General features: G+C 45.6%; 20 protein-coding genes. 6 read left to right on the forward strand and 14 right to left on the reverse strand.

Annotated features, from left to right (window positions below; genetic code table 11):
- Window positions 1-29: 29 nt before the first annotated feature.
- From opcA to ACRC32_RS25740, 11 genes are all read right to left on the reverse strand, one after another.
- Window positions 30-1,394 carry a glucose-6-phosphate dehydrogenase assembly protein OpcA gene (gene opcA / locus ACRC32_RS25690; RefSeq protein ID WP_438556634.1) on the reverse strand — a complete coding sequence of 455 codons (1,365 nt, stop codon included), beginning with the start codon at window positions 1,392-1,394 and terminating at the stop codon, window positions 30-32.
- A gap of 143 nt (window positions 1,395-1,537) precedes the next feature.
- On the reverse strand, window positions 1,538-3,067 hold the full coding sequence (zwf, locus tag ACRC32_RS25695; protein ID WP_438556635.1) for a glucose-6-phosphate dehydrogenase: 1,530 nt from the start codon (window positions 3,065-3,067) through the stop codon (window positions 1,538-1,540).
- 228 nt (window positions 3,068-3,295) lie between these two features.
- On the reverse strand, window positions 3,296-4,441 hold the full coding sequence (gene tal / locus ACRC32_RS25700; protein ID WP_438556636.1) for a transaldolase: 1,146 nt from the start codon (window positions 4,439-4,441) through the stop codon (window positions 3,296-3,298).
- A gap of 189 nt (window positions 4,442-4,630) precedes the next feature.
- Entirely contained in the window at window positions 4,631-5,713 is a 1,083-nt protein-coding gene (gene fbp, locus ACRC32_RS25705; protein ID WP_438556637.1) for a class 1 fructose-bisphosphatase, read from the reverse strand.
- An 85-nt stretch (window positions 5,714-5,798) separates the two neighbouring features.
- Window positions 5,799-5,945, reverse strand: a complete 147-nt coding sequence (locus tag ACRC32_RS25710; RefSeq protein ID WP_438556638.1) for a hypothetical protein — start codon at window positions 5,943-5,945, stop codon at window positions 5,799-5,801.
- Between the two features lie 210 nt (window positions 5,946-6,155).
- Window positions 6,156-6,470 (reverse strand): RNA recognition motif domain-containing protein, encoded by a 315-nt coding sequence (locus tag ACRC32_RS25715; protein WP_192156036.1) that lies wholly within the window; start codon window positions 6,468-6,470, stop codon window positions 6,156-6,158.
- Between the two features lie 341 nt (window positions 6,471-6,811).
- On the reverse strand, window positions 6,812-7,030 hold the full coding sequence (locus ACRC32_RS25720; RefSeq protein ID WP_192156038.1) for a hypothetical protein: 219 nt from the start codon (window positions 7,028-7,030) through the stop codon (window positions 6,812-6,814).
- A gap of 46 nt (window positions 7,031-7,076) precedes the next feature.
- Window positions 7,077-7,256: a hypothetical protein gene (locus ACRC32_RS25725; protein ID WP_438556639.1), complete on the reverse strand. Its 180-nt coding sequence runs from the start codon at window positions 7,254-7,256 to the stop codon at window positions 7,077-7,079.
- 10 nt (window positions 7,257-7,266) lie between these two features.
- Entirely contained in the window at window positions 7,267-10,833 is a 3,567-nt protein-coding gene (gene nrdJ, locus ACRC32_RS25730) for a ribonucleoside-triphosphate reductase, adenosylcobalamin-dependent (protein WP_438556640.1), read from the reverse strand.
- Window positions 10,834-11,100: 267 nt separating this feature from the next.
- Window positions 11,101-12,354 carry an FAD-dependent oxidoreductase gene (locus ACRC32_RS25735; protein ID WP_438556641.1) on the reverse strand — a complete coding sequence of 418 codons (1,254 nt, stop codon included), beginning with the start codon at window positions 12,352-12,354 and terminating at the stop codon, window positions 11,101-11,103.
- Window positions 12,355-12,474: 120 nt separating this feature from the next.
- Complete coding sequence (locus ACRC32_RS25740) at window positions 12,475-13,104, reverse strand: TetR/AcrR family transcriptional regulator (RefSeq protein WP_438556642.1); 630 nt, start codon at window positions 13,102-13,104, stop codon at window positions 12,475-12,477.
- Window positions 13,105-13,215: 111 nt separating this feature from the next.
- Between ACRC32_RS25740 and ACRC32_RS25745 the strand changes: the two genes are divergently transcribed.
- Window positions 13,216-13,461, forward strand: coding sequence for a hypothetical protein (locus ACRC32_RS25745; RefSeq protein ID WP_438556643.1), 246 nt, complete (start codon window positions 13,216-13,218; stop codon window positions 13,459-13,461).
- Window positions 13,462-13,516: 55 nt separating this feature from the next.
- Here ACRC32_RS25745 and ACRC32_RS25750 read toward each other — a convergent pair whose 3' ends face one another.
- The gene (locus ACRC32_RS25750) at window positions 13,517-13,774 is read right to left on the reverse strand and encodes a hypothetical protein (RefSeq protein ID WP_438556644.1); all 258 of its coding nucleotides are present in this window, start codon (window positions 13,772-13,774) and stop codon (window positions 13,517-13,519) included.
- On the reverse strand, window positions 13,771-13,956 hold the full coding sequence (locus ACRC32_RS25755; RefSeq protein ID WP_438556645.1) for a hypothetical protein: 186 nt from the start codon (window positions 13,954-13,956) through the stop codon (window positions 13,771-13,773). The genes ACRC32_RS25750 and ACRC32_RS25755 overlap by 4 nt, the downstream gene beginning before the upstream one ends.
- A gap of 180 nt (window positions 13,957-14,136) precedes the next feature.
- On the opposite strand from ACRC32_RS25755, the gene ACRC32_RS25760 reads away from it, so the two are divergent.
- The 3 genes from ACRC32_RS25760 (at window position 14,137) to ACRC32_RS25770 (ending at window position 18,297) form a co-directional block, all read left to right on the forward strand.
- A complete protein-coding gene (locus tag ACRC32_RS25760; RefSeq protein WP_438556646.1) occupies window positions 14,137-16,977 on the forward strand; it encodes a valine--tRNA ligase in 2,841 nt (946 codons plus the stop codon).
- A gap of 136 nt (window positions 16,978-17,113) precedes the next feature.
- The gene (locus tag ACRC32_RS25765) at window positions 17,114-17,569 is read left to right on the forward strand and encodes a hypothetical protein (RefSeq protein ID WP_438556647.1); all 456 of its coding nucleotides are present in this window, start codon (window positions 17,114-17,116) and stop codon (window positions 17,567-17,569) included.
- Between the two features lie 110 nt (window positions 17,570-17,679).
- A complete protein-coding gene (locus ACRC32_RS25770) occupies window positions 17,680-18,297 on the forward strand; it encodes an NAD(P)H-dependent oxidoreductase (RefSeq protein WP_438556648.1) in 618 nt (205 codons plus the stop codon).
- Window positions 18,298-18,347: 50 nt separating this feature from the next.
- Here ACRC32_RS25770 and ACRC32_RS25775 read toward each other — a convergent pair whose 3' ends face one another.
- Entirely contained in the window at window positions 18,348-20,408 is a 2,061-nt protein-coding gene (locus tag ACRC32_RS25775) for an ABC1 kinase family protein (protein ID WP_438556649.1), read from the reverse strand.
- 364 nt (window positions 20,409-20,772) lie between these two features.
- Between ACRC32_RS25775 and ACRC32_RS25780 the strand changes: the two genes are divergently transcribed.
- Both ACRC32_RS25780 and ACRC32_RS25785 read left to right on the forward strand, forming a co-directional pair.
- Window positions 20,773-21,450 (forward strand): potassium channel family protein, encoded by a 678-nt coding sequence (locus ACRC32_RS25780; RefSeq protein ID WP_438556650.1) that lies wholly within the window; start codon window positions 20,773-20,775, stop codon window positions 21,448-21,450.
- A gap of 9 nt (window positions 21,451-21,459) precedes the next feature.
- Window positions 21,460-21,993 (forward strand): DUF3124 domain-containing protein, encoded by a 534-nt coding sequence (locus ACRC32_RS25785; protein ID WP_438556651.1) that lies wholly within the window; start codon window positions 21,460-21,462, stop codon window positions 21,991-21,993.
- Window positions 21,994-22,005 lie beyond the last annotated feature (12 nt).

The following is a 22,005-nucleotide window of genomic DNA, read 5'->3' on the forward strand; positions in this document are numbered from 1 at the left end:
GTTCATTGTTAACCATTAACCATTAACCATTAACCATTAGCTAATTTCAACATCTGTACTGTCACTGCCAGACTTTCTTCAAATAGTACGTCTCGTCCCCAGCGTTGTAGTTGCTGCGAGAGCAACTCTTCAGCACTTTGATCGGCAAGGGATGTTACTTGGTTGACGATCCCAGCTTGAGCGCCGCCGTGTGCCTCCATCCGCATACAGCCAGAGGTTTCGGAACACAAAACGGTAGAACAGTTGGCAGCTGGATTCGTAGATGTGAGGCGTAAAGCAATCAAATCTCCGGCTACGTCACCGTCGCTAGCAGTTGGAACGCCAGCAATTTCTGCTTCGACTTCGCGATCGCCTTCTGCCATGAAGTAAAAGCGTTTGATGTCGTAGTCTCCCGTTTCTGTAGTCACTTTAGTCGGTCGCCAGTTCAATCGACTTGCCAACCAGCCTAAAAACATCAAGGCTTGGGCAGAATTGCCTTTTTCATAGTCTATGGTGACGCGATCGACTTCCCCTAATGAAGCGCGGCGCTGGGGTGGATCGAAGGCTTCTGCCGTCAACTCTTGCCAAGCAGCTAGCCGACTCCAGTTGACATCGAAAATTGTCATGCCTGCATCGATCAATTCTTGCAGCCGGATGAGATTGGTTTCGACTTGTGTAAAACTGTTGGAGTCGAAGATGACAGAGTTGCAAGAGGCTGCCAAACGCTTGAAGATCGGGTGATCGGGTTCTGGAGTAGCTTTCCACCAGAGAAATTTAGGCAAGCCACCAATTAATAAATCTGGAACCATGCCTACCACTCTTTCGAGGGCTTCAACCGTTCCCGTCAGGGTGATGTATTCGCAACAGATCAAAGTTGTGGCGGACTGCTTCTGGATCGGGCAGTATGCAGAAACTTGTGCCTTTACGCCCTCGTCTTCTCCAGTGACCGGACACAATGCAATAATTCGACAAGGATTGCGGCTGGCGATCGCATCAGCGACAGCAGGACTGCGGGTATCCATTGCGTAAGCTGTCGTTGCCGTGCTGCTATCTACTACACCACGGCGTTTGCTTTGTTCTTCCCTAAGTTTTATTAGTAACTCTGGGCTAGATTTCCCCGTTTTTTCCAGTCCAAATACTTTTTGGGCTTCGCGAATTGCGGAGGCGGTGCGTGGTCCTGGGATGCCGTCGATTGGACCGCTGTAATATCCCAAAGCTGCCAGCAATTGTTGAGTTTCTTCTGGTTCGTAAACGAGCAAAGTAAAGGTTTTGGCGCGAGTGGCGGCGGGCAGTCCCCCATCCTCACCAGCCACGCCATAACTTTGCCAAATCTGATTGAGTTCGGCTTCAATCTCGCTTACTGAGATATCCTTGGGAGCCTGAAGTGAGAAAATTGGAGCAGATTGAGTCACCATAGGACAGGATGAAAGATGAAGGATGAAGGATGAAACTAGCTATTAGCAATAGAGCGATCGCCACATTTACCATCATTTCCGTAAAATGGTATTTGTAACAGATAGTCTGTATACAGATTGAGTGCCGATCGCTTCATTGCTATTTACAACCTACGCCAGCGACGACCATCTTGATTGATCAGTAATTCCGCCTCGGTTGGTTCCCAAGTCCCTGCTTCGTATTGTGGGATAGTTGCGGGATCGGTGGGCGAATCCCAAACTGAAAGGGCTGGAGTCACCAATTGCCATGCAGCTTCTACTTCGTCAGCTCTAGTGAATAGCGTTTGGTCGCCCATCATGCAATCGAGTAAGAGGCGATCGTATGCGTCGGAAGTTGCTTGTAAGCCAAAGGAACCATAGGTAAAGTCCATATCTACAGAACGAGTCCGTAGAGTTCCCCCTGGCATTTTTACCTCAAATCGCAGCGAAATCCCCTCGTTGGGTTGAATTCGCAGTGCCAAGATATTAGCGTTCATCTGCTGTGCTGCCGACTGAAACAACAAATTCGGCACTTCGCGGAAATGAATTGAAATCTCCGAAACTTTTTTGGGCAAGCGCTTACCCGTCCGCAGATAAAAAGGCACGCCTTTCCAACGCCAGTTGTCGATCAAAAACTTCATGGCGACAAACGTGGGAGTTGTAGACTGGGGATTCACGCCTGGTTCTTCTCGATAACCAGGGACGCGCTTGCCTTTCATCCACCCCGCACTATATTGTCCTCGTACTGCCGCACGTTCCAAATTTTGAATATCTGCTAGGCGAGTCGCTTGAATCGCCTTCATTTTCTCCGTGCGGATTGAATCGGCATCTAGGGTGTTAGGTGACTCCATTGCTGTGAGGGCAAATAGTTGCATCAAGTGGTTTTGCAACATATCTCGCAATGCCCCAGAGCTTTCATAATATCCCGCTCTGTCTTCTACCCCGACTGTCTCGGCAACGGTAATTTGGACGTGATCGACAAACTGGCGGTTCCACAATGGTTCAAAAATGGCATTCCCAAAGCGAAACACCAGCAAATTTTGGACTGTTTCTTTGCCCAAATAGTGGTCGATGCGATAGACTTGTTCTTCTTTACAAACTTGCTGCACGACACGGTTAAGCGATCGCGCCGTTCCCAAATCTCGACCGAAGGGCTTTTCAATCATCAAGCGGGTTTTGAGCGGATCTTTGAGCATTTCTGCTTTGCCCAACTGCTGGATGGCTTCAGCAAAAAACTTGGGCGACACGGACAGATAAAATACGCGGTTGCCTCTGGTTCCCCGCTTTTCGTCCAACTCTGCCAAAAAGTTTTTTAGCTTTTGATAGCTTTCGGGGTTGTCAATATCTCCGGGGCAATAAAATATACCCTGAGAAAACTCTTGCCATAAGTCTTCCGAACCAATACCGTCAGAAAACTGCTCGATCCCCTCCCGCATTTGTTCGCGGAAGTAATCGTGACTCCATTCTCTGCGTGCTACGCCTACAATTGTAAATTCGGGTGGCAGGCGGCGTTCCCGTCTGAGTTTGTAGAGTGCTGGAACGAGTTTGCGCTGAGTCAGATCTCCCGACGCACCAAAAATGACTAAGATTTGCGGTTCGGGAACTCTCTGTTGTTGCAGCCCCACTCGTAAGGGATTTTCTAGCAACGTGACCATATGAGGGGTTAGGGGTTAGGGGTTAGGGTAAGAAGAGAACTGAGGCAGCTGAGGAAGCTGTAGGGCGTAGACACCCGAAGGGTGGCTTCTCGGAGAATAAGCCCTTCTCGTAGCCCGAAGGGCTTGCCGAAGGCTAGAATGGGAGCTGAGGGAGCGTCGAAAGAATTTAATTAGGAATTGCGAATTCAATTGACTTCCTATCCCCTCACTCCTCGCTCCTCGCTCCTCCTATACAGGTGATAGCTTAGCAACCTTCTCTTCCAAGGACTGCATCAGCGATTCAAAGGGTTTAACGAATTTGTCGATCCCTTCCACGATTAATTCGTCCATCACTTGGTCGATATCGATCGCCACATCTGGATCTTTTAAGTTTTCAATTAACTTGTAGGCTTCCTCGACATTTGACTCGACGCGATTTGCTACGTCGCAGTGGTCGGCACACGCATCAATCGTATTGGGTGGTAATGTATTGACAGTTTCAGGACCGATCAGTTCGTCAACGTACATGACATCGCTGTAGTTAGGGTCTTTGGTACTGGTGCTAGCCCACAGCAATCTCTGAACGTTTGCGCCTTTAGCTACTAATGCTTGCCAGCGATCGCTTTGAATAATTTTCTTGTATTCTTGATAAGCAATCTTAGCGTTGGCGATTGCAACTTTCCCTCTGACGGCTCTTAATTTTGCTTCTTTCTCAATCCGGTCTACGCCTGCTTTGAGGGCAGCATCAATTTTCCCGTCAATATTAGAATCGATCCGCGACAGGAAGAAGCTAGCCACAGAAGAAATCTTGCTAATATCCTTTTCTTCGGCTGCACGTTTTTCTAAACCGCGAATGTATGCCCAGGCTGTTTCGATGTAACTTTGAACTGAGAACAACAGCGTCACGTTAACGTTGATCCCCTCGGAAATGACTTGTTCTACCGCTGGTAATCCTTCATCAGTACCAGGGATTTTAATCATGACGTTATCCCGCCCAATTTCTTGATAGTAACGACGGGCTTCGTTAATTGTCGCCTGGGTGTCGTGGGCGATCGTGGGAGGGACTTCAATGCTGACATATCCATCTAGACCGCCGGAAGCGTCATAGATGGGACGCAAGATATCGCAAGCATCGCGGATATCTTGAAACACTAAGGATTCATAAATTTTGTAAGTTGGTAACCCCGCTCGAATCCCTGCTTCGATGTCAGCATCGTAGATCGCATTACCTGCGATCGCTTTTTCAAAAATTGCTGGGTTAGAAGTGATCCCGCAAATACCTTGATTCTCAACTAAATTCTTCAGCTCTCCAGACTGAACTAAGTCACGGGTCAAATTATCCATCCAAATGCTTTGACCGTATTCTTTGATCTCTAGTAAATGATTTGTTGCCATAATATTTGTATTTCTCAACTCTTCATTGGTTTACTAACTGGGGAGCGAGGAGCGAGGAGTGAGGAGTGAGAGGTAAGAGAGTGGTGCGTGATGAGTGGTACGTGGTGCGTGTTTTTGCTGCCTCTGCTCCTCTGCTTCCTCTGCCCCTCTGCTCTTTTCTAGCCCCTAACCCCTAACTCCTAACCCCTCTCATTGAGGTATGCGTGCCTGCGCCCGAATATTCTTTTCCTCTTGGGCTTGGGCGTGTCGCTGAATAAAGGACTCAACTAATGCCACGTCATCTTTACTACCAATAATCAACGGAGTGCGTTGATGCAGTTTTTCTGGCACGACATCCATGATGTCTTGGGTTCCCGTAATTGCTCTGCCTCCTGCCTGCTCGACCAAAAATGCTAAGGGAGCAGATTCATACAGTAGGCGGATTTTACCTTCTGGTTTTTTCACCGTGCCAGGGTAAAGGAACACGCCACCTTGCACTAAAATCCGATGAATGTCACCTACCATAGCTCCACTGTAACGTGCGGTATAGCCTTCTGTGCGGTGGACGTAACGAATGTATTCTCGGATCGATTCGTCCCATTGCCAGAAGTTGCCTTCATTGACACTATAAACCGAACCGTGTTGCGGCAGTTGAATATTTTCTTCCGAAAGTATGAATTCTCCAAGGCTGGGATCGAGGGTAAAAGAATGCACGCCCTTACCGATGGAATACACCAACATGGTACTGGGTCCGTAGAGGATGTATCCTGCTGCAATTTGTTTGCTTCCCAATTGCAGTAAGTCTTTTGCCTCTCCATCTAGATCGTTGCCTTCCTGCTGTCGGATGGCGAAGATCGATCCCAGACTCATATTAATATCTGTATTGGATGAACCATCGATTGGATCGTAAAGCAAGGTATAACGACCAATCGGACAGTTTTCAGGAATGTAATATGGCTTTTCCATTTCTTCGGAAGCCAAGCGACAGACTAAACCGCTCTGCTTGAAAACCGAGATAAAAACATCGTTGGCATAAACGTCCAACTTTTTGACTGATTCCCCCTGTACGTTCACGTCTCCGGTAAATCCCAGTACGCCTTCCATCAATCCCGCACGACTGAGGTGACGCGAGATTAACTTGCCAGCGAGGGCAATGCGACTCATTAAGGCGCTCAGATCTTGGGCATCAGCAGAAAAACTTTGCAACTGTTGTAGGACGTGTCGAGACAGGGTTGTACAATCCCGACCTAGTGCAGATTCGTAATCTATTGGATGTTGGACAGCTTCAGCCATAACGATCGCTCTCTCTGTAGATGAGGGCATGTTGCAAGATTTACCAATAAGGCAGCACCCTGCACTACTATCTTAGGAACTGAATCTAAATAGTGGAATCTGGCTTTAGATAAACTATAGAAATCACTGCACCTTGCCACGCGCGATCGCCACAATCGTGTTGCTGAACGATTGCGAAATACGGCGATCTCGGATCTAGCTTCAGAGTCTGATTTTCAAACAATGCCGTCAAGCCATCAGTCTAGTTCTTGCCAAGAGCGATTGACAACATGGGTTGAACTGATGACAAGAATTAGATCGATTCCGATCGCGATCGACAAAACACCGACCAGCAATTATCAGTGTCAGATACTTAACTGGTCAGTGAAAGGGTTGACCCAAATTCAGATTTAAAGTATTAATCTTGTTCCGAGTAGTTTCCTACAGAGCGGGGTGGTTGTAACTACTCCTGACCAAATCTTGCCCTCACTCCGGCTCCGTTACGCCGATATCCACCGCCGCCACCGCCATTTTCTTCGCGGGGTTTAGCTTTATTGACTCGCAGCTGTCTTCCCATCCATTCGGCACCATCTAATTCAGCGATCGCTGATTCTTCTTGGGCATCCTCGTCCATGTCAACGAAAGCAAATCCGCGCATTCTGCCAGTTTCCCGATCCATCGGTAGGACAATGCGCTTGATCGTGCCATATTCTGCGAATACAGTTCTCAGGTCTTCTTCCGTAGCGCGGTAAGAAAGGTTTCCAACGTAGATAGTCATAATCGGTCGCGTAAGTCTGAACAGAGAGTCAAGTTCAGTCGAGAAATCGAACCTAAAAATTTGCAGTTTTGGCAAACACCAGATTTCAAATTTATCAGTAATCTAGCTTTTCAAGATAGACAACCCCAGTCGGTAGCAGCTTCTCAAATTTAACCAGTTACAGGACTGAACTTACACTTACGCATATCATATCGTATGGTTTGTTTATCAAAGGTCTTCTGTATTACAAATACTGCATAAAAAATTTCCAATAGTTATCATTTAATCTGCTTAACTGTTAACAGTTAACAATCATCACTGTAGAGGCGCGAAAGATCGCGTCTCTACGTAACTCTCTACCTCTAGTCGATAGAAATGCTTTGAGGACCGCTAGTTTTGCCGTTGCGATCGCCAGATGTGGAAGAATTGTAGCTGGAAGAATCAGACTGGCGATCGAGCCAACTTTTGACTGGATCGTCAGCTAGGCTGAGGTGCAGTACCCCAGAGACAAATCCTCCTAAAAAAGAAACTGGGTGCTGTACCAATTCCTTAAAAATAGGTGCTAGTTCGTCTACAAACATATTTGAATTTCCTCTATGCGTGGCTGCATCTGTACTGTTTGAAATTCTAGCTTTTTAGTCGAGAGGTTTGAGGAGCGAGGAGCGAGGAGCGAGGAGCGAGGGAAAGAGTGGGAAGTGTGGGAAGTGTGGGGAGTGTGGGGTGTAGAGAATTTTGAATGCGTGAATTGTTTTGCTCCCCCAGCTGGGCGACTCTCCCCCAGCTCTCTTCTAAGCCCTCACTCCTCACCCCTCACTCCTCACCCCTCACTCCTCGCCCCTTCCTGTTGAGGAAAGAGGCATTTATCTGAATCGCACCCTGCTGGACCTGCTTCATCTAACTCTTGAGCATCATAGCGGCTGAGGGCAGTATAAAAATCATGCACTTGCCGTCGGGAATGCACTTGTTGCATTAATTCTTCGTACTTAGCTTTGGTTATCGGTTCAAATGGCAAGCGGGGAAAAGTTTGTAAGTCGTCAAATCTGGCTAATAAGGCAGCACTAATATAACCTTCATTGTTTTGAATGGTTTCGTAAATCCGCATCCCCAATGCTTCGACCTCGTTTTCTCGCAACTCAATTGTTGCGGAAGTGTTGTGAGTTACATAGTATTTCTGCACTTGCATGTAGAAATCCATTTGGGCTAAAGCGCTAAATTTGCTAATCTCAATTTCATCAGCACCGGGTAAATCTGCCCAAGGCACGGCGACAGGAATTTCTACCAACCACTCCATACAACGAGGATCGAAGGGGTCGTTCAACAAATTGCCATTTTCGTCTTTATCTGATTGGGAGGGAACGACACCATAACCGTAGTCAATGCAAGCTAGTGCCACTGGATCGTTTTTGCGGAAGGTAATCCGACGAATAAAACGTTGGGCTTTGGGAGGATGCCAGCCAGGAGACGCGCCAGTCAATAGAGATTTAGTACCGCTAGGTTGGACGGTAGTACAGCGATTCGGGCGTTTAATGTTATGGCGATCGCAATATTCCCACACAACGCGAAACACGATATCGCGCCAACGACTGAGATACTCCCTTTCTTTATTTCTAAAATACTCCGCCAAATTCTCACTGCTGAATTCTGAATTCTGAATTCTGAATTCTTCCGGTCTTCCTTGTTCCCACCACCGCAACCAATCGACACCAAAAGCACGGACGAAGAAATCGAATAATCCGGTGAAAGAAACACCCACAATTGGGTCTAATTCGCGACTGAATTGATAGCGAGGTTCGAGAAATTTGTGATTCAACAAAGAAGCGACAGACAAGGCTCCTGCTGTAAAGGCTTCTTCTTGTTCTTTGTCATTTTTGGGGTCGATTTGATTTAAATGAACCTCCGATAAATTGCAGTGGAAATTACCACCCAAAATTTCGCCACATGGGTTCAAACCATATCTTGAAAGCCTATGTTCCAGTTCAAAATTCGTTATTTCTGGATGGCGATCTTTCAGCCAAATGTGAGCTTTTTCTTTTGAAGTTACGTATGTTTCAATAAACTCTTGCTTTAGTGCTTGACTACTTAAAAAATCTGCATTGCTACGGGCGATCGCTTCCGGCGCATACTGAATTGCTCCTTCACCAGAATAATATTGACTGCGAACGGCATTAATACATTCTTCTAAGGTTGGCTTTTGATGAAATACGCGGGTATGATTCGCCATTCTCAGCGCATCGCGTTCGGGATCGATCCGCCAGTTACCGTTTTCATCTTGTTGCCAAAGGTTATTTTTAGCATTAGCAAATAGCTCGTCATTGCTAGTACCTTGACGCATCCCCGCACTATTATGTGTGAGGTAGCCATCACAGTAAAAACAGTGAGCTTCTTCTACTTCAATATCGTAGGTTTGAACGTAGTCGTAACTTCCCAAACCTTGCACTGTAACTGGAATATCAAGACAAACTTCTGATTCAGCAGTGTAGCGTTCGTAATTAGCATCTACAGAGCGAGAACCTTGAAATCCCATTTCTCGCATCTCGCTATAGGTGTATACTTCACGCATCAGCGAACCAGGTATGGTAAATCCATACGTTTTCAATCCCTGGCGTAATTCACCTTTGACTGAATGCAGTGCAATTAAGGCATTATATTGATTTTTTAAAGCTGGTAAAGTGACATTATATTTTACTTGCCAATTTTCTACTTGTGGACGAGTTAGCTGTACTTTTCCAGCAATCCCCAAACTGGAAAGAACAGCAGCTACTTGTCTAGCAAATGAGCGATAAACTGTTGTCACTAAATGAGGTGGTCTATTATTAATTGCACCATCACTGTCCATTAAACCTGCTAAATAAGCAGCTCTGATGTCAACCGAACCTTGCAAAATAAAGTCAGGAATTTCTATCGATTTATTTGGCTGTTTGATGTATTCGTGGAAATATTCAGCCACTCGAATAGAAGTAACACGAGATCGCAGCGTATTCTCATTTGCTAGCAGTACGTGTGTTGCCTTTAATCCAAAGAAAGCTAAAGCGCGATCGATCTTGTGATGAATTTTAGCAGCTAGTTCTCTATCTAAGCTGCTACAAGCCCAAGAAATTGCTCCGTAGAGTTTTCCATGTTTATTTCTACCTAAACTGACATATCCATCACCATGAGTCAGACCAATCAGCCATGCAACTTCAGGAGTTAATTCTGGGATAATAATTGGTCTAGCATTTCTACTTTGAATTGGTCGCTCTGCGGTAAAATCTGGTGGTAATTGAGTTACAGTACCAGGAAGAACCTGAGTATTGTGCATGAGACGATCGCCTTCTACTATATCTCCAACTTGCTTCCAGTTAATGTTACCTTTAGCATCAGCTAGCACGGCAATGCGATGATTTAAAGTGGCGCGAGGAAAAGTACCGTTTGTCTCAATTTCGTAAACTTCTTGAACGCCCTGGTCAAATTTATCAACTACTTGCCGAAAACCAAGTGGAGTTTGTACTAAATCTCCAATTTGGATATCTCGAATTGGGACGAGTCCCGTTGATGTATGTACTAAAGCATCTTCAGGTAAACAGCGGCGAACATTTCCGGCAACTACAACAACGGCAGCTTCATCTATTAATAAACAACATTCAACAGAATTAAGTTTTCTGCCTACGGCTTTATTCAAAATTGCTGCGCAGCGTTGATACAATTCTGGCAATTTAATCGGGTTAGCAACGCCGCCAAAGCCTTTTAAGATCTCTCCTGCCGGACGAATATTGCCGAGATTGACGCTGACATGTACGATATCCGAAAAACGCTCGTTAGTTGATAGTTCTAACAGAGTTTGATAAGACTTGACCCAACCTCGGCGGCTATCACCGACCAGAAGATGAACGATATTACCCTCAATTTGCACTTCTGTCTCTTCTCGCCGTTCTGAAGCGGGAGTTGTGCCAATTTCTCCTTCTACAGTAACGTGGAGGCGGTTGCGAATCACGGGAAGTTGGTTAATGTACTGGGGTTCGAGGATTGCACCCGTACCGCAGCCCATCATTGCCAAGTCCATCATCAAGCCAAAAGCCCGCCAGTCTACTACGTTGGTAGAAGTACAGTTATAAGCGCCGGAAAAGTTTTCTTGCCGAGAAATCCATTCCGTACCCCCTACCCACAGCCAGCGCCCGCTAGGAAGAGATTTTATCTCCTTTTGCATTTTTTCGAGAATAGCGGCTTCTGCTGGGGTGAGTTTACCCAATTCTACTAGCCCGCGCAGGGTGCGATCGCATACTTGTTCCCAAGTCTCGCGCCCACCTCCTATCCGCCGACTATACGTCCTGAAAAAAACTGGATTTGCAGCTGGGGCAGTTTCGGGAAACTGGCTGGTTGGGTTTAAGCGCTGTAGCTCTCGCACCATAGGTAAAATATTTAGGAAAAAGGTTTGACTGGAAAAAAAGCCTTAGCAGTTAAAGGCAATAGATTAAGACTATACGCGATTTACATATAGTGGTAAAGATTGAAAAATAAGGAAATATGCGCTAGTCGTAGAGACAGTGACCAGTGACCAGTGACCAGTGACCAGTGACCAGTGACCAGTGACCAGTGACCAGCGACCAGCGATCGATTAATTCCGAATTCCTCCTACACCCTACACCTTTCTTTCTTCACTACTCACTTTCAAAAGCTAAGTTTTTACATGCACGGGCACTAACCCAAAGGCAATTAACCGCGCTAGCAGATCGCGCAGAATTGATAGCCTTAGCAAGCTTGGCATCTGGAACTTTTGCTGTGGCTTGAGCGCTCGATTGAGAATTTGCTTTTGGATTAAAGACTGAAAAGCCTGGATAAATCGGATGGGCAACTCACGCCGACGTTGGACTTTGGCTAAGTCTTGTAGCTGCAATCTACCAGTTTTTAGTGGTTCGCTCAGCACGTTTGCCGCTACTACGGCATCTTGAATCGCATAGTTGATCCCTACTCCTCCAACGGGTGACATGACATGAGCAGCGTCACCAATCAATAGTAAGCCAGAACTATACCATTGCGGTAGGCGGTTCGACTCAACTGAGAGAAATGCGATTTGAGACCACTCTTTGAGTAGTTCCACGCGATCGCTTAATTCCGGCACTACTTCAACAATAGACTTTCTCAACGCCTCCAATCCCGCCGCCCGCAAATCTTGATAACCACCTTTAGGAATGACATAAGCAATCTGCCAAGTATCACAGCGATCGATTGTTACTAAAATATGACCGCTACCGATACGACCATTCAAACCTTCTGGTTCGTCCGGTCGGCGCGGAAGACGAAACCACAGCACGTCCATAGGTGGCGAGGTCTCAATTGGCTTAAATCCAGCTAGTTGACGTAGGCGGGAATGACGACCATCTGCACCAACTGTAAGCTGCGCTCTCACTTCATGCCAACCGCCATGTCCGCGATAGCGTACGCCTCGGACTCCTCCATCTGCCACAATTAATTCTTGTACGTTTGCGCCCAACACGAGTTGAAAGTTGGAATACTGTTTTGCCTCCTCAGTGATAAACTCTAGGAATTTTACTTGGGGCATCACTGTAACGTACGGATAGCGGGTTTTCAAGTGACTAAAATCAGCAATTGTGAAAGTTTTCCCATCTGTGCGAATATTCAGCTGGCGTAGTTTGGTGTGGCGCAGCTCAAGCAAGCGTTCGGCTAAGCCCAATTCTGCCAAGATCTCCATCACAGACGGGTGAATGGTATCACCCCGAAAGTCACGATCCAAATCTTTGTGTGCTTCCAGCAGCATCACAGGTATACCTTGACGTGCCAGCAGCAGCGCCAATACTGCTCCTGCCGGACCACTGCCCACAATACAGCAGGTTGTCGTTTGCTGGTCTAAAATTTCATGCTGCGGGGATACGGCATCAGTTGGCGATATGGGAGTTGTATCGTTAGTCATACCAAAAACTCCTGAAAACTTCCAAAACAATTGAACTTATTCTTGATTGATTAGTTAATCAACAAAGCTCGAAAAAACGTCCTAAAGCTGAATCGCATGAATTATTCCTACCCCGTATCCCTACTCATCTGTGGGAGCAACTAATGTCCCTTGTAAGAAAACTTTGACCGCAGTTTCTACCATCACTTCTGCACTAAGCTGCTGTGCGTCGGGTTGCATGAAGACCTCCCGCGTTAGTAAATATGCCACAAAAGAACCAGCGAAACAGCGTGCTGCTGCATTTGGATTCATCGGTTTGAGTACGCCAGCAGCCATCTGTTGTTCTAAATAATGGGTTAAGAAAGTCACCGAACGACTAGGACCAATTCGATTTACTATTTCTGCAACATGCGGCTGCCGAATTGCTTCTCCCATAATGAGTTTGAATAGAGCCAGCGATGTAGGATTTTCAGCCATTCTGAGAAAAGCATGACCGAACAGAGTTAACACATCCTGTATCGGCTTGGTCATCAACTCGTCGCTGTGGCTCAGTAGTTGCATTAAAGGCAAGCGTTGTTCGAGAACTTGTTGAAACAAGTTGCTTTTGTCCTTGAAGTAGTGATAAATCAAACCAGGGGAACCAATACCGGATGCCGTAGCAATATCTTTATTGGTTGCTTTCTCAAAGCCTTTGCTAGCAAAAACTTGTAAAGCACCATCAATAATTTGCTGTCGCTTATCCTCAAAATCGCGATCGTCCCGTGGGGGCATGGCTATATCCTAGTCGTGTATTCGTCGTTGAGTTTGTAGAGGGAGCAGGGGGGCAGAGGAGCAGGGGAGAAAAATTGTTTGGTTACTCCCTAATTCTTAGAATAACTTTGATTGACTAATCAATCAAAAATATTTACAGATAGACAAAGAGATCGGTTGAGCTATGAGGCAGTTAGAACGATACCAATATTTTGCCTACTGTTTTTAGTATCGTGTAGCGATCGCAAACCTCCCTCAGTTTTTTGGGTAGGCAATTTAGATAGGGATGGAAAACTCGACTTAATTATCGAGTTGGCAAGTCATGTCAATGTCTCCAGTCTCACATTATTTTTATCTTCACCTGCAAACGATCGATAGCAATAGATAATTTGAGCGATCGCTTTCCGCGCAGACGTTAAAATTTAGCACAAGGCTAAGAATCAGCTTCTATTCCCTCTTTTAGTAATGGCGTTGCAGTTAAATTATCTGACTTTTCTCGAACTTGAAATAACTGTCGTACTAAGGATAATGCTTCTTGTCTTTCTTCATCAGTTAAATAATCTTGTCCTTTCAGACCAGCGCGATAACCCTTATGAGTCCCCTTGGCTTCCATGTAGCGTTGCTTGCCAGTATTCAAAATTTCTGTAAATCTTTCATATTGCTGTTTTTGTAATTCAGATGGTTCTCTCATAAATCTGACCGCCAGTTAGTTGGAACTACTTCACCGTCATGCTGAATAACAGAAATTGGTAAAACAGAGCTATGAGTTTGAATATACCAGTCGCCTGTACTCTCATCATAAAAGCCATTTTCTAGTAAATCTAGCGTATCGAGGGCATTAATAATTAAATATTGTTCCTCTGTAGGTTCCATTTATATAGCATCCCGATTTAATTTGTGAGATCTTGCGTAATGGTTGTCATTTGTCATTGGTCACTAGTCATTTGTATTCACCAATGACGAATGACGAATGACGAATGACATTACTTGTTCTACCTCCACCTTGCCCTATGGCAAAATATTAAATAATTCACTGCATTCCGTCTTCCCGACATGACAGCAACCATTCCTAACCTGCCCAGCCTCTACGACCCCTTCACCACTGAAGCCAAGTGGCAAAAATTCTGGGAAGACAACCAAGTGTATAAAGCAGACCCCCAGCGCGGCGGGGAACCCTACTGCATCGTCATTCCTCCCCCCAACGTGACTGGTAGCCTCCACATGGGTCACGCCTTCGATAACACGCTGATAGATTCCCTGATCCGCTACCATCGCATGAAAGGATACAATGCGCTCTATCTCCCTGGAACTGACCATGCCAGTATTGCAGTCCATACAATTCTCGAAAAGCAACTGCAAGCAGAAGGCAAAACCCGCTACGAACTGGGACGGGAGAAATTTCTCGAACGCGCTTGGCAGTGGAAAGACTCATCTAAGGGTACAATTGTCGGTCAACTGCAACGCTTGGGAGTTTCCGTAGATTGGTCGCGGGAACGCTTCACGATGGATGAAGGCTTAAACAAAGCCGTTGTCGAAGAGTTTGTCCGATTTCACGAAGAAGGACTGATTTATCGCAGCAAATATTTAGTGAATTGGTGTCCCGCAACTCAGTCAGCGGTATCCGATTTAGAAGTAGAAAATAAAGAAGTCAACGGGCATTTATGGCACTTCCGCTATCCATTAACTGATGGATCTGGATCTGTAGAAGTAGCAACAACGCGACCAGAGACAATGCTAGGCGATACGGCTGTCGCGGTAAATCCAAAAGACGATCGCTACAAACATTTAATTGGGAAAACCCTAACTTTACCAATTATGCAGCGAGAAATTCCGGTAATTGGCGACGAATTTGTCGATCCTGAATTTGGGACGGGTTGCGTTAAAGTGACTCCTGCCCACGACCCGAACGATTTTGAGATGGGTCAGCGTCACGATCTGCCGTTTATTAATATTATGAATAAAGACGGCACACTGAATGAAAATGCGGGAGATTTTCAAGGACAAGATCGATTTGTTGCCCGTAAGAATGTCGTCCAACGTTTAGAAGCGGAAGGATTTCTCGTCAAAGTCGAAGAATACAAACACGCCGTACCGTATAGCGATCGCGGAAAAGTTCCAATTGAGCCACTACTTTCAACTCAGTGGTTCGTCAAAATTCGTCCTTTAGCCGATCGCACTCTATCATTTCTAGACGAAAAAAATTCGCCCCAGTTCGTCCCCCAACGCTGGACGAAGGTTTATCGCGACTGGCTAGTTAAACTCAGAGATTGGTGTATCTCGCGTCAACTATGGTGGGGGCATCAAATTCCGGCTTGGTATGCCGTCAGCGAGACAGGCGGAGAAATCTGCGATAACACGCCGTTTGTTGTGGCGCGAAGTGAGGCGGAAGCGCGGGAAAAAGCTATATCAAAATTTGGTACAGATGTCAAGCTAGAACAAGACCCAGACGTATTAGATACGTGGTTTTCCTCAGGACTGTGGCCCTTTTCCACTTTAGGCTGGCCCGATCGCACTGAAGACTTAGAATTTTACTATCCTACCGCTACCCTAGTCACGGGATTTGACATCATCTTCTTCTGGGTGGCAAGAATGACCATGTTAGGGGGACATTTTACCGGACAGATGCCGTTCAAGGATGTCTACATTCACGGGTTGGTATTGGATGAAAACGGCAAGAAGATGTCCAAATCGGCGGGAAATGGCATCGATCCGCTGTTACTAATGGATAAATATGGGACAGATGCCTTGCGCTACACCTTGGTGAAAGAAGTTGTCGGCGCGGGACAAGATATTCGGTTGGATTACAACCGCCAAAAAGATGAATCTGCTTCTGTGGAAGCATCTCGCAACTTTGCGAATAAATTGTGGAACGCTGCCCGTTTCGTGATGATGAATTTGGATGGCAAAACTCCGCAACAATTGAGATCCCTCCTCAATCCCCCCTTGATAAGGAGGGAAGAAACAGATTCTCTTGCGACTCCCGTACGGGCGGGTTTTGAACGAGAATCTATTGGCTTAACTGACGATCTTTCGCTAAACCCGCCCCTACAATTATCCGATCGCTGGATTCTCTCTCGCTACTACCAGGTTGTCAAACAAACGACAGATTATATCGATAGTTACGGCTTGGGAGAAGCGGCAAAAGGATTATATGATTTTATTTGGGGCGATTTCTGCGACTGGTATATCGAATTAGTCAAATCTCGACTATTCCAGAAAGATGCTGAGGGCGCAGCGTCACGGCTGGTAGCACAACAAACTCTTGCCTACGTTTTAGAAGGTATTCTCAAACTTCTGCATCCCTTTATGCCTCATATTACTGAGGAAATTTGGCACACGCTGACACAATCAGATGAAGCAGCGAGTATATCCGTACAACCATATCCAGAATCAGATGCGACTCTAATTGACTCAGAATTAGAGCAGCAATTTGAATTGTTAATTGAAGCAATTCGTACCCTGCGCAATCTACGGGCGGAGGCAGGAATTAAGCCAGGGGTAAAAGTAAAAGCGGTAATGCAAAGTGAAAGCGATCGCGAACGCCAAATTTTGACAAGTAGTGAATTGTATATTCAAGACCTTGCCAAAGTCGAGTCACTGACGATAACTTCAGCTTTAGATACAGCATTAGAACCCGCGATCGCCGATGTTGTCGGTACGGTACAAGTCCTAATTCCTTTGGCGGGAGTCGTCGATGTTGCCGTACTCAGAGCCAAATTAGAAAAAAGCCTTAGTAAAGCCCAAGCTGAAACCAAATCTCTCTCGGCGCGACTATCTAACCCCACCTTTGTCGATAAAGCCCCGCCTGATGTCGTCCAAGGTGCTAAGGATGCTTTAGCCGAAGCCGAAAAACAAATTGAAATTCTCCAAGCCCGATTGCGTTTGCTGAATTAGGGAGCAGGGAGCAGGGAGTAGGGAGTAGAGGGAGACAAGGGGGACAAGGGAGCAGAGGGAGCAACTACCAATTCACAATTCACAATTAATTCCGAATTCCGAATTCCGAATTCTTTCCACTCACCACTCACTACCTATGACTTTCTACCTCGCTCAAATTATCAAGTACGGGATCTCTGGTAAGTTAGGCTTAAAATTGCTTGCCAGTCAAGAAGCAGAGCATACTTGGGTATTGGTAAGCGATCGCAGTGCTATTCTCGATGTGGAAACTACGATTGGCGATCGCTGTCCTTTTACTCTTGCTGAGGGTTTGTTGGTACTGGCAGAACTCTCGCCAGATTGCTGCCAGGTTTACAGCCTTCAAAACGCTGCGGATTGGGTGATGGAATTAGTCCAAACCTATCTTACTAGTGGCATTACTCCATTATTTTTGCAACAAGAAATGGAACGAGCAGAAAAATGGCGACAAACCCTAACTTTACAAACGCAAGAGTTATCTCGACGGGCGCTAGAAGTAGAAGCTAGACGAGAACAAATTCAGGCTTTGGAAACAAATGTGAGGCGGGAACAAGAGGGAGATGAAACGGATTGATTGGTAATGGGTAATGGGTAGTTGGTAGTTAGTAGTACTATCTCCAGCTTCTCTGGATTTTAACTATCGTGTTACTGTTATAGGCAAGTTGTTAGCTAGAGGGACTACACATGGCTGAAGTTCTTGTTGTGTACGCTAGCCTATTTGGTAATACCCAAAAACTAGCTCAGAGTGTAGTTGAGGGAGCTGCATCGGTCGCAAATACTACAACTACATTACGCACCGCAGATGAAGCAACAATAGACGAAGTTCGGCGATGTGACGCTCTGATTCTTGGTTCGCCCGTACATATGGGAATGCTGGATTGGAGAATCAAGAAATTCATTGACAGCAGCATATATCAACTTTGGTTAGTTGATGAACTGGTGGGCAAGGTTGCAGGTGTATTTGCTACAGGTGGGGGATATGGAAATGCGGGTTCAGGTGTTGAATTGACCCAAATTGCTATGCTCGGTTCGTTAGCGGAGTGTGGGATGATTCTGGTTCCATTTCCAAAGTCAGCGCCGGGTAGCGAGGTTACAGGTTCTCGCTGGGGTCCCTATGCGCGTTCAGGTGGTTCGCGTATGGAACCAATTGGCATTCAAGAAGAAATGCTGGAAGGGGGTCGCCAGTATGGTGCTTCAGTTGCTCGTGTTGCAGCTGCTCTTGCTGGTAAAGATTTGTTTACTCGTACAAATCATGTACCCGAAGGGGAAAACCTTAAAGTTTTTCAGTCCGTAAATGGTTAAATTTCTAAATTTTCTTACTAACGGGTAATTGCCATTACCCATTACCACTTTTAAACCTTTGCAGGTGGCAAGATTAAACGATCGCTGACACTTGGTTTATAACCATTGCTGTAATTATCTTCTGGTGTAATTAATAACTCTCGTAGCAATCGCGCGATCGCCTTTTGCGTCAACTGACTGGCGAGTTGCTGCCCGATTCGTTGAGTTTCTGGTTTTGTTAACACCTGTGCCAGTTGCGGAATTAATTGTGCGGGGTCAAAACCACGGGTTTCTTGTAAAATTCCCCAAATACGTTTGATATGCTCCAAAGTCTGCTGTTGTTCGGAAGAAGCACCTGGAGTTTCATGAATTGCCATTGCCAAACGATTTCCCAGGGGGACGCGATCGAATGTGTCTCGCAGCCTGGATGTGACGGCGTGTAAGGTATTTCGACTCACAGCATCTACACTCTTAACGATCTCATCTACCAGGCGATCGCGAATAAAAGCCCCCCGTTCGGATGAAAGAAAATCAATCATTTGATTCAGGACAATATTAAAGTCGTAGTCCTGATTCCCACGGGCATTGCGTAACAAGTTTTCTAAGCGATTCCAGCGGAACGTCCCTTCTTTAAACAGTAAATCTTTTAACGATGCCCGCAATTCTGGGGCTGGATCGATCAACAACCGCTTAGCAACATAGGGATATGCAGCACTGAGAACTTTAAAATCAGGTTCGATCCGAATGGCAATTCCTTCCAACGTCACCAGCGATCGAATAATTAGAGCGTAGTATGCTGGGACGCGGAAAGGATATTCGTACATTAAATTCGACAGTTCGTCAGTAATGCTTTTAATATTCAATTCCGATACGCTAGCACCCAAAGCAGCATTAAACACCCTAGCAAAGGCAGGGACGATTGGTGTTAGGTCTGTATCTGGAGTCAAAAACTCCAGTTTCACATAGTCTTGTGCTAAAGAGTCAAAATCACGATTTACCAAGTGGACGATCGCCTCAATCAATCCGTACCTCTGGGCTGGCTGAATCTCGCTCATCATGCCGAAGTCTAAATATGCCAACTTCCCATCGGGTGTGGCAAGTAAATTCCCTGGGTGAGGATCGGCGTGGAAAAATCCGTTTTCCAATAGCTGACGCAGCGAACACTGCACCCCAACTTCAATGATGTGTTGGGCATCTATTCCTTGGGCGCGAATCGCTTCTACCTGCGTCAGCTTCGTTCCTGTAATCCACTCCATCGTCAATACTCGGCGCTGAGTGTATTCCCAGTAAATTTTAGGAATATAAATATCTGGTAAATACCCGTAGTATTCGGTAAAACGTTCGGCGTTTTCGCCCTCCTGAACGTAGTCCATTTCTTCAAAAATGCGATATCCAAACTCGTCGAGAATATCGACTAAGTTACTGCGGATGCGCTTAAAAGTTTTGTTTGCCCAAGCTGCCAGACGACGGATGATGTATAAGTCGATAGTAATGCGATCGCGCAGGTCGGGACGCTGCACTTTCACTGCCACTTCTTCCCCAGTTTTCAGCCTACCCTTATACACTTGCCCTAAAGAAGCAGCAGCAATCGGATTGGGAGATAGTTCGGCGTAAATTTCTTCTGGAGTTTGCCCCAATTCCTCTTGAATGAAACGGTAGGCGATCGCATTATCAAAAGGTGGTAGCTGATCCTGTAGCTGCGTTAGTTCCTCTAAATATCCAGGTGGAACTAAATCGGGGCGAGTAGAAAGAGCTTGACCGATTTTGATATAAGCTGGACCCAGTTGCGTCAACAATTCCTTGAGCTGAACTGCCCTGCGCTGCTGCATTTTTAAGCTGCGTCCCCATTGCTTGTCCCACCACAAACCAAAAGCAAAGGAAAAACAAGGCAGCAGAACCGCAAAAATTCTACCAACAACCTGAAAAGAACGACGACTGTAATATGCAGCGATCGCTTCCGGTTCGTATCTTAATGCCAATTCCGGCTCGATCGAGCTGTGTCCAATTTCTGTAGCGTGTCTTGGCACAACATCTATGCTAGCCACGGGGCTATCTGTCGTTACTTCTACGTAACTGTTCCCTCTTTGGCTGTCCAACTGCTGAGGATTTGTGGAAACCTGCTTCACATTCATGAATTTGGTGACGCTTGGGCGTGAGTTCGCTAACTATTGTAACAATTTGTTACCTAAAAAAGTTGTCGCAATACCCGAACGCCACTGGACTTAAGACAGAAATCTGTTACGTCCGACAGCGATCGCACTGCACCAACGTCATCATTATCGCTTTTTAGTTCAGTAAAGTAATCCTACTGATGATGGGCAAGTTTTGGAGATTCTATTGGTGGTTGGCTGTCGAGGATATCCGTATTGGGCATTAAAGCTTTGCAAATCGCATTTCTTACCCATCTTTTTATCTGACAGTCAAAAATAACGAATGACTCATGACGTACAACATTTCTGCTAGCCTGTAAATTGAAGCATACAGCTTGGTATAGCAATGTACGTACTAATTGGCGGCGCGGGCTTAGTTGGGCTAAATTTGGCACAAAAGCTTGTAGAATTAGGTCATACTGTTGCAATTATCGATTGCGATCCTAATGCCTGTCGTTATGCCCGCGAACAAGTGGGGGTGATGGCTTTTGAAGGGAGTGCAGTCAATACAGAAGTGTTGTTAGAAGCAGGGATTCGCAAAGCTGACTCTGTGGCTGCTGTCCTCCGTCAGGATGCTTTAAATTTAGCAATGGTAACTCTTGCCAAGCACTACGGAGTCTCTCACATTTTGGCGCGGATGCGTCACCGCGATTTTGCCGAACCGCTACGTCTTGCTGGAGCTAATCATATTATTAGTACTGTAGAGCTGGCAGTCTCTACGATGGTAAATGCGATCGAGTATCCCCAAGTGGAATCGATGATGCATTTCGAGCAGGGACAAATTGAAGTATTGAAACTCGCTCTTTCTAATAATTGCTACGTTGTCGGTCGTAGCGTTGCCGAAATTGCTCAAGATCGAAGATTTCCCACAGGCTCTTTAATTATTGGTTATCAAGCCCATCCTCATGAAGATTTAGTCATACCTAATGGTAGTACAATACTAGAACCGGATTCAACTGTATTAATCGTGACGAAACCAGGCTCGCTACATCAAGTTATCGATTTTATCGAAGGTTGTCGGTAACTAATTTTCATGAGAATATATCCATTATTTTGCTTACTTGTATCTGTTTTTTTTCTGACTTCCTGTACGTCACCAAGTCCGTCGCAAAAAGCTAATTCTCCACAGGAAACTCCATCTCAACAAGTAGTAAATGTAGATGAAAACTTTAAAAGAGTAGCAGGTCAAACTGTCTACGTTCCTGTCTACTCTCATATCTATCACGATGATGGAAAAAAGACTTTTAATTTAGCAGCTACCCTCAGTATTCGTAACACCGATTTGGCAAATCCTATTGTCATTACCTTTGTTCGCTACTACGATACAAATGGAAAGTTAGTCAGGCAATATTTAGAGCAACCAATTCAAATTGATGCTCTAGCTTCTACAGATTTTGTCATTGATACAACCGATACTAGTGGAGGATCGGGAGCTAAATTTCTTGTGGAATGGATAGCTCAAACAGAAGTTTCCGAACCTATTATTGAAGCAGTTATGATTGGTAGCGGCTACCATCAAGGCATTTCTTTTATTAGTCCAGGTAAAGTCATTAAAAATAAGTCGTAAGTCGTAAGTCGT

Origin of the sequence: Chroococcidiopsis sp., assembly GCF_051657925.1 — a bacterium.
Taxonomy (GTDB): domain Bacteria; phylum Cyanobacteriota; class Cyanobacteriia; order Cyanobacteriales; family Chroococcidiopsidaceae; genus Chroococcidiopsis.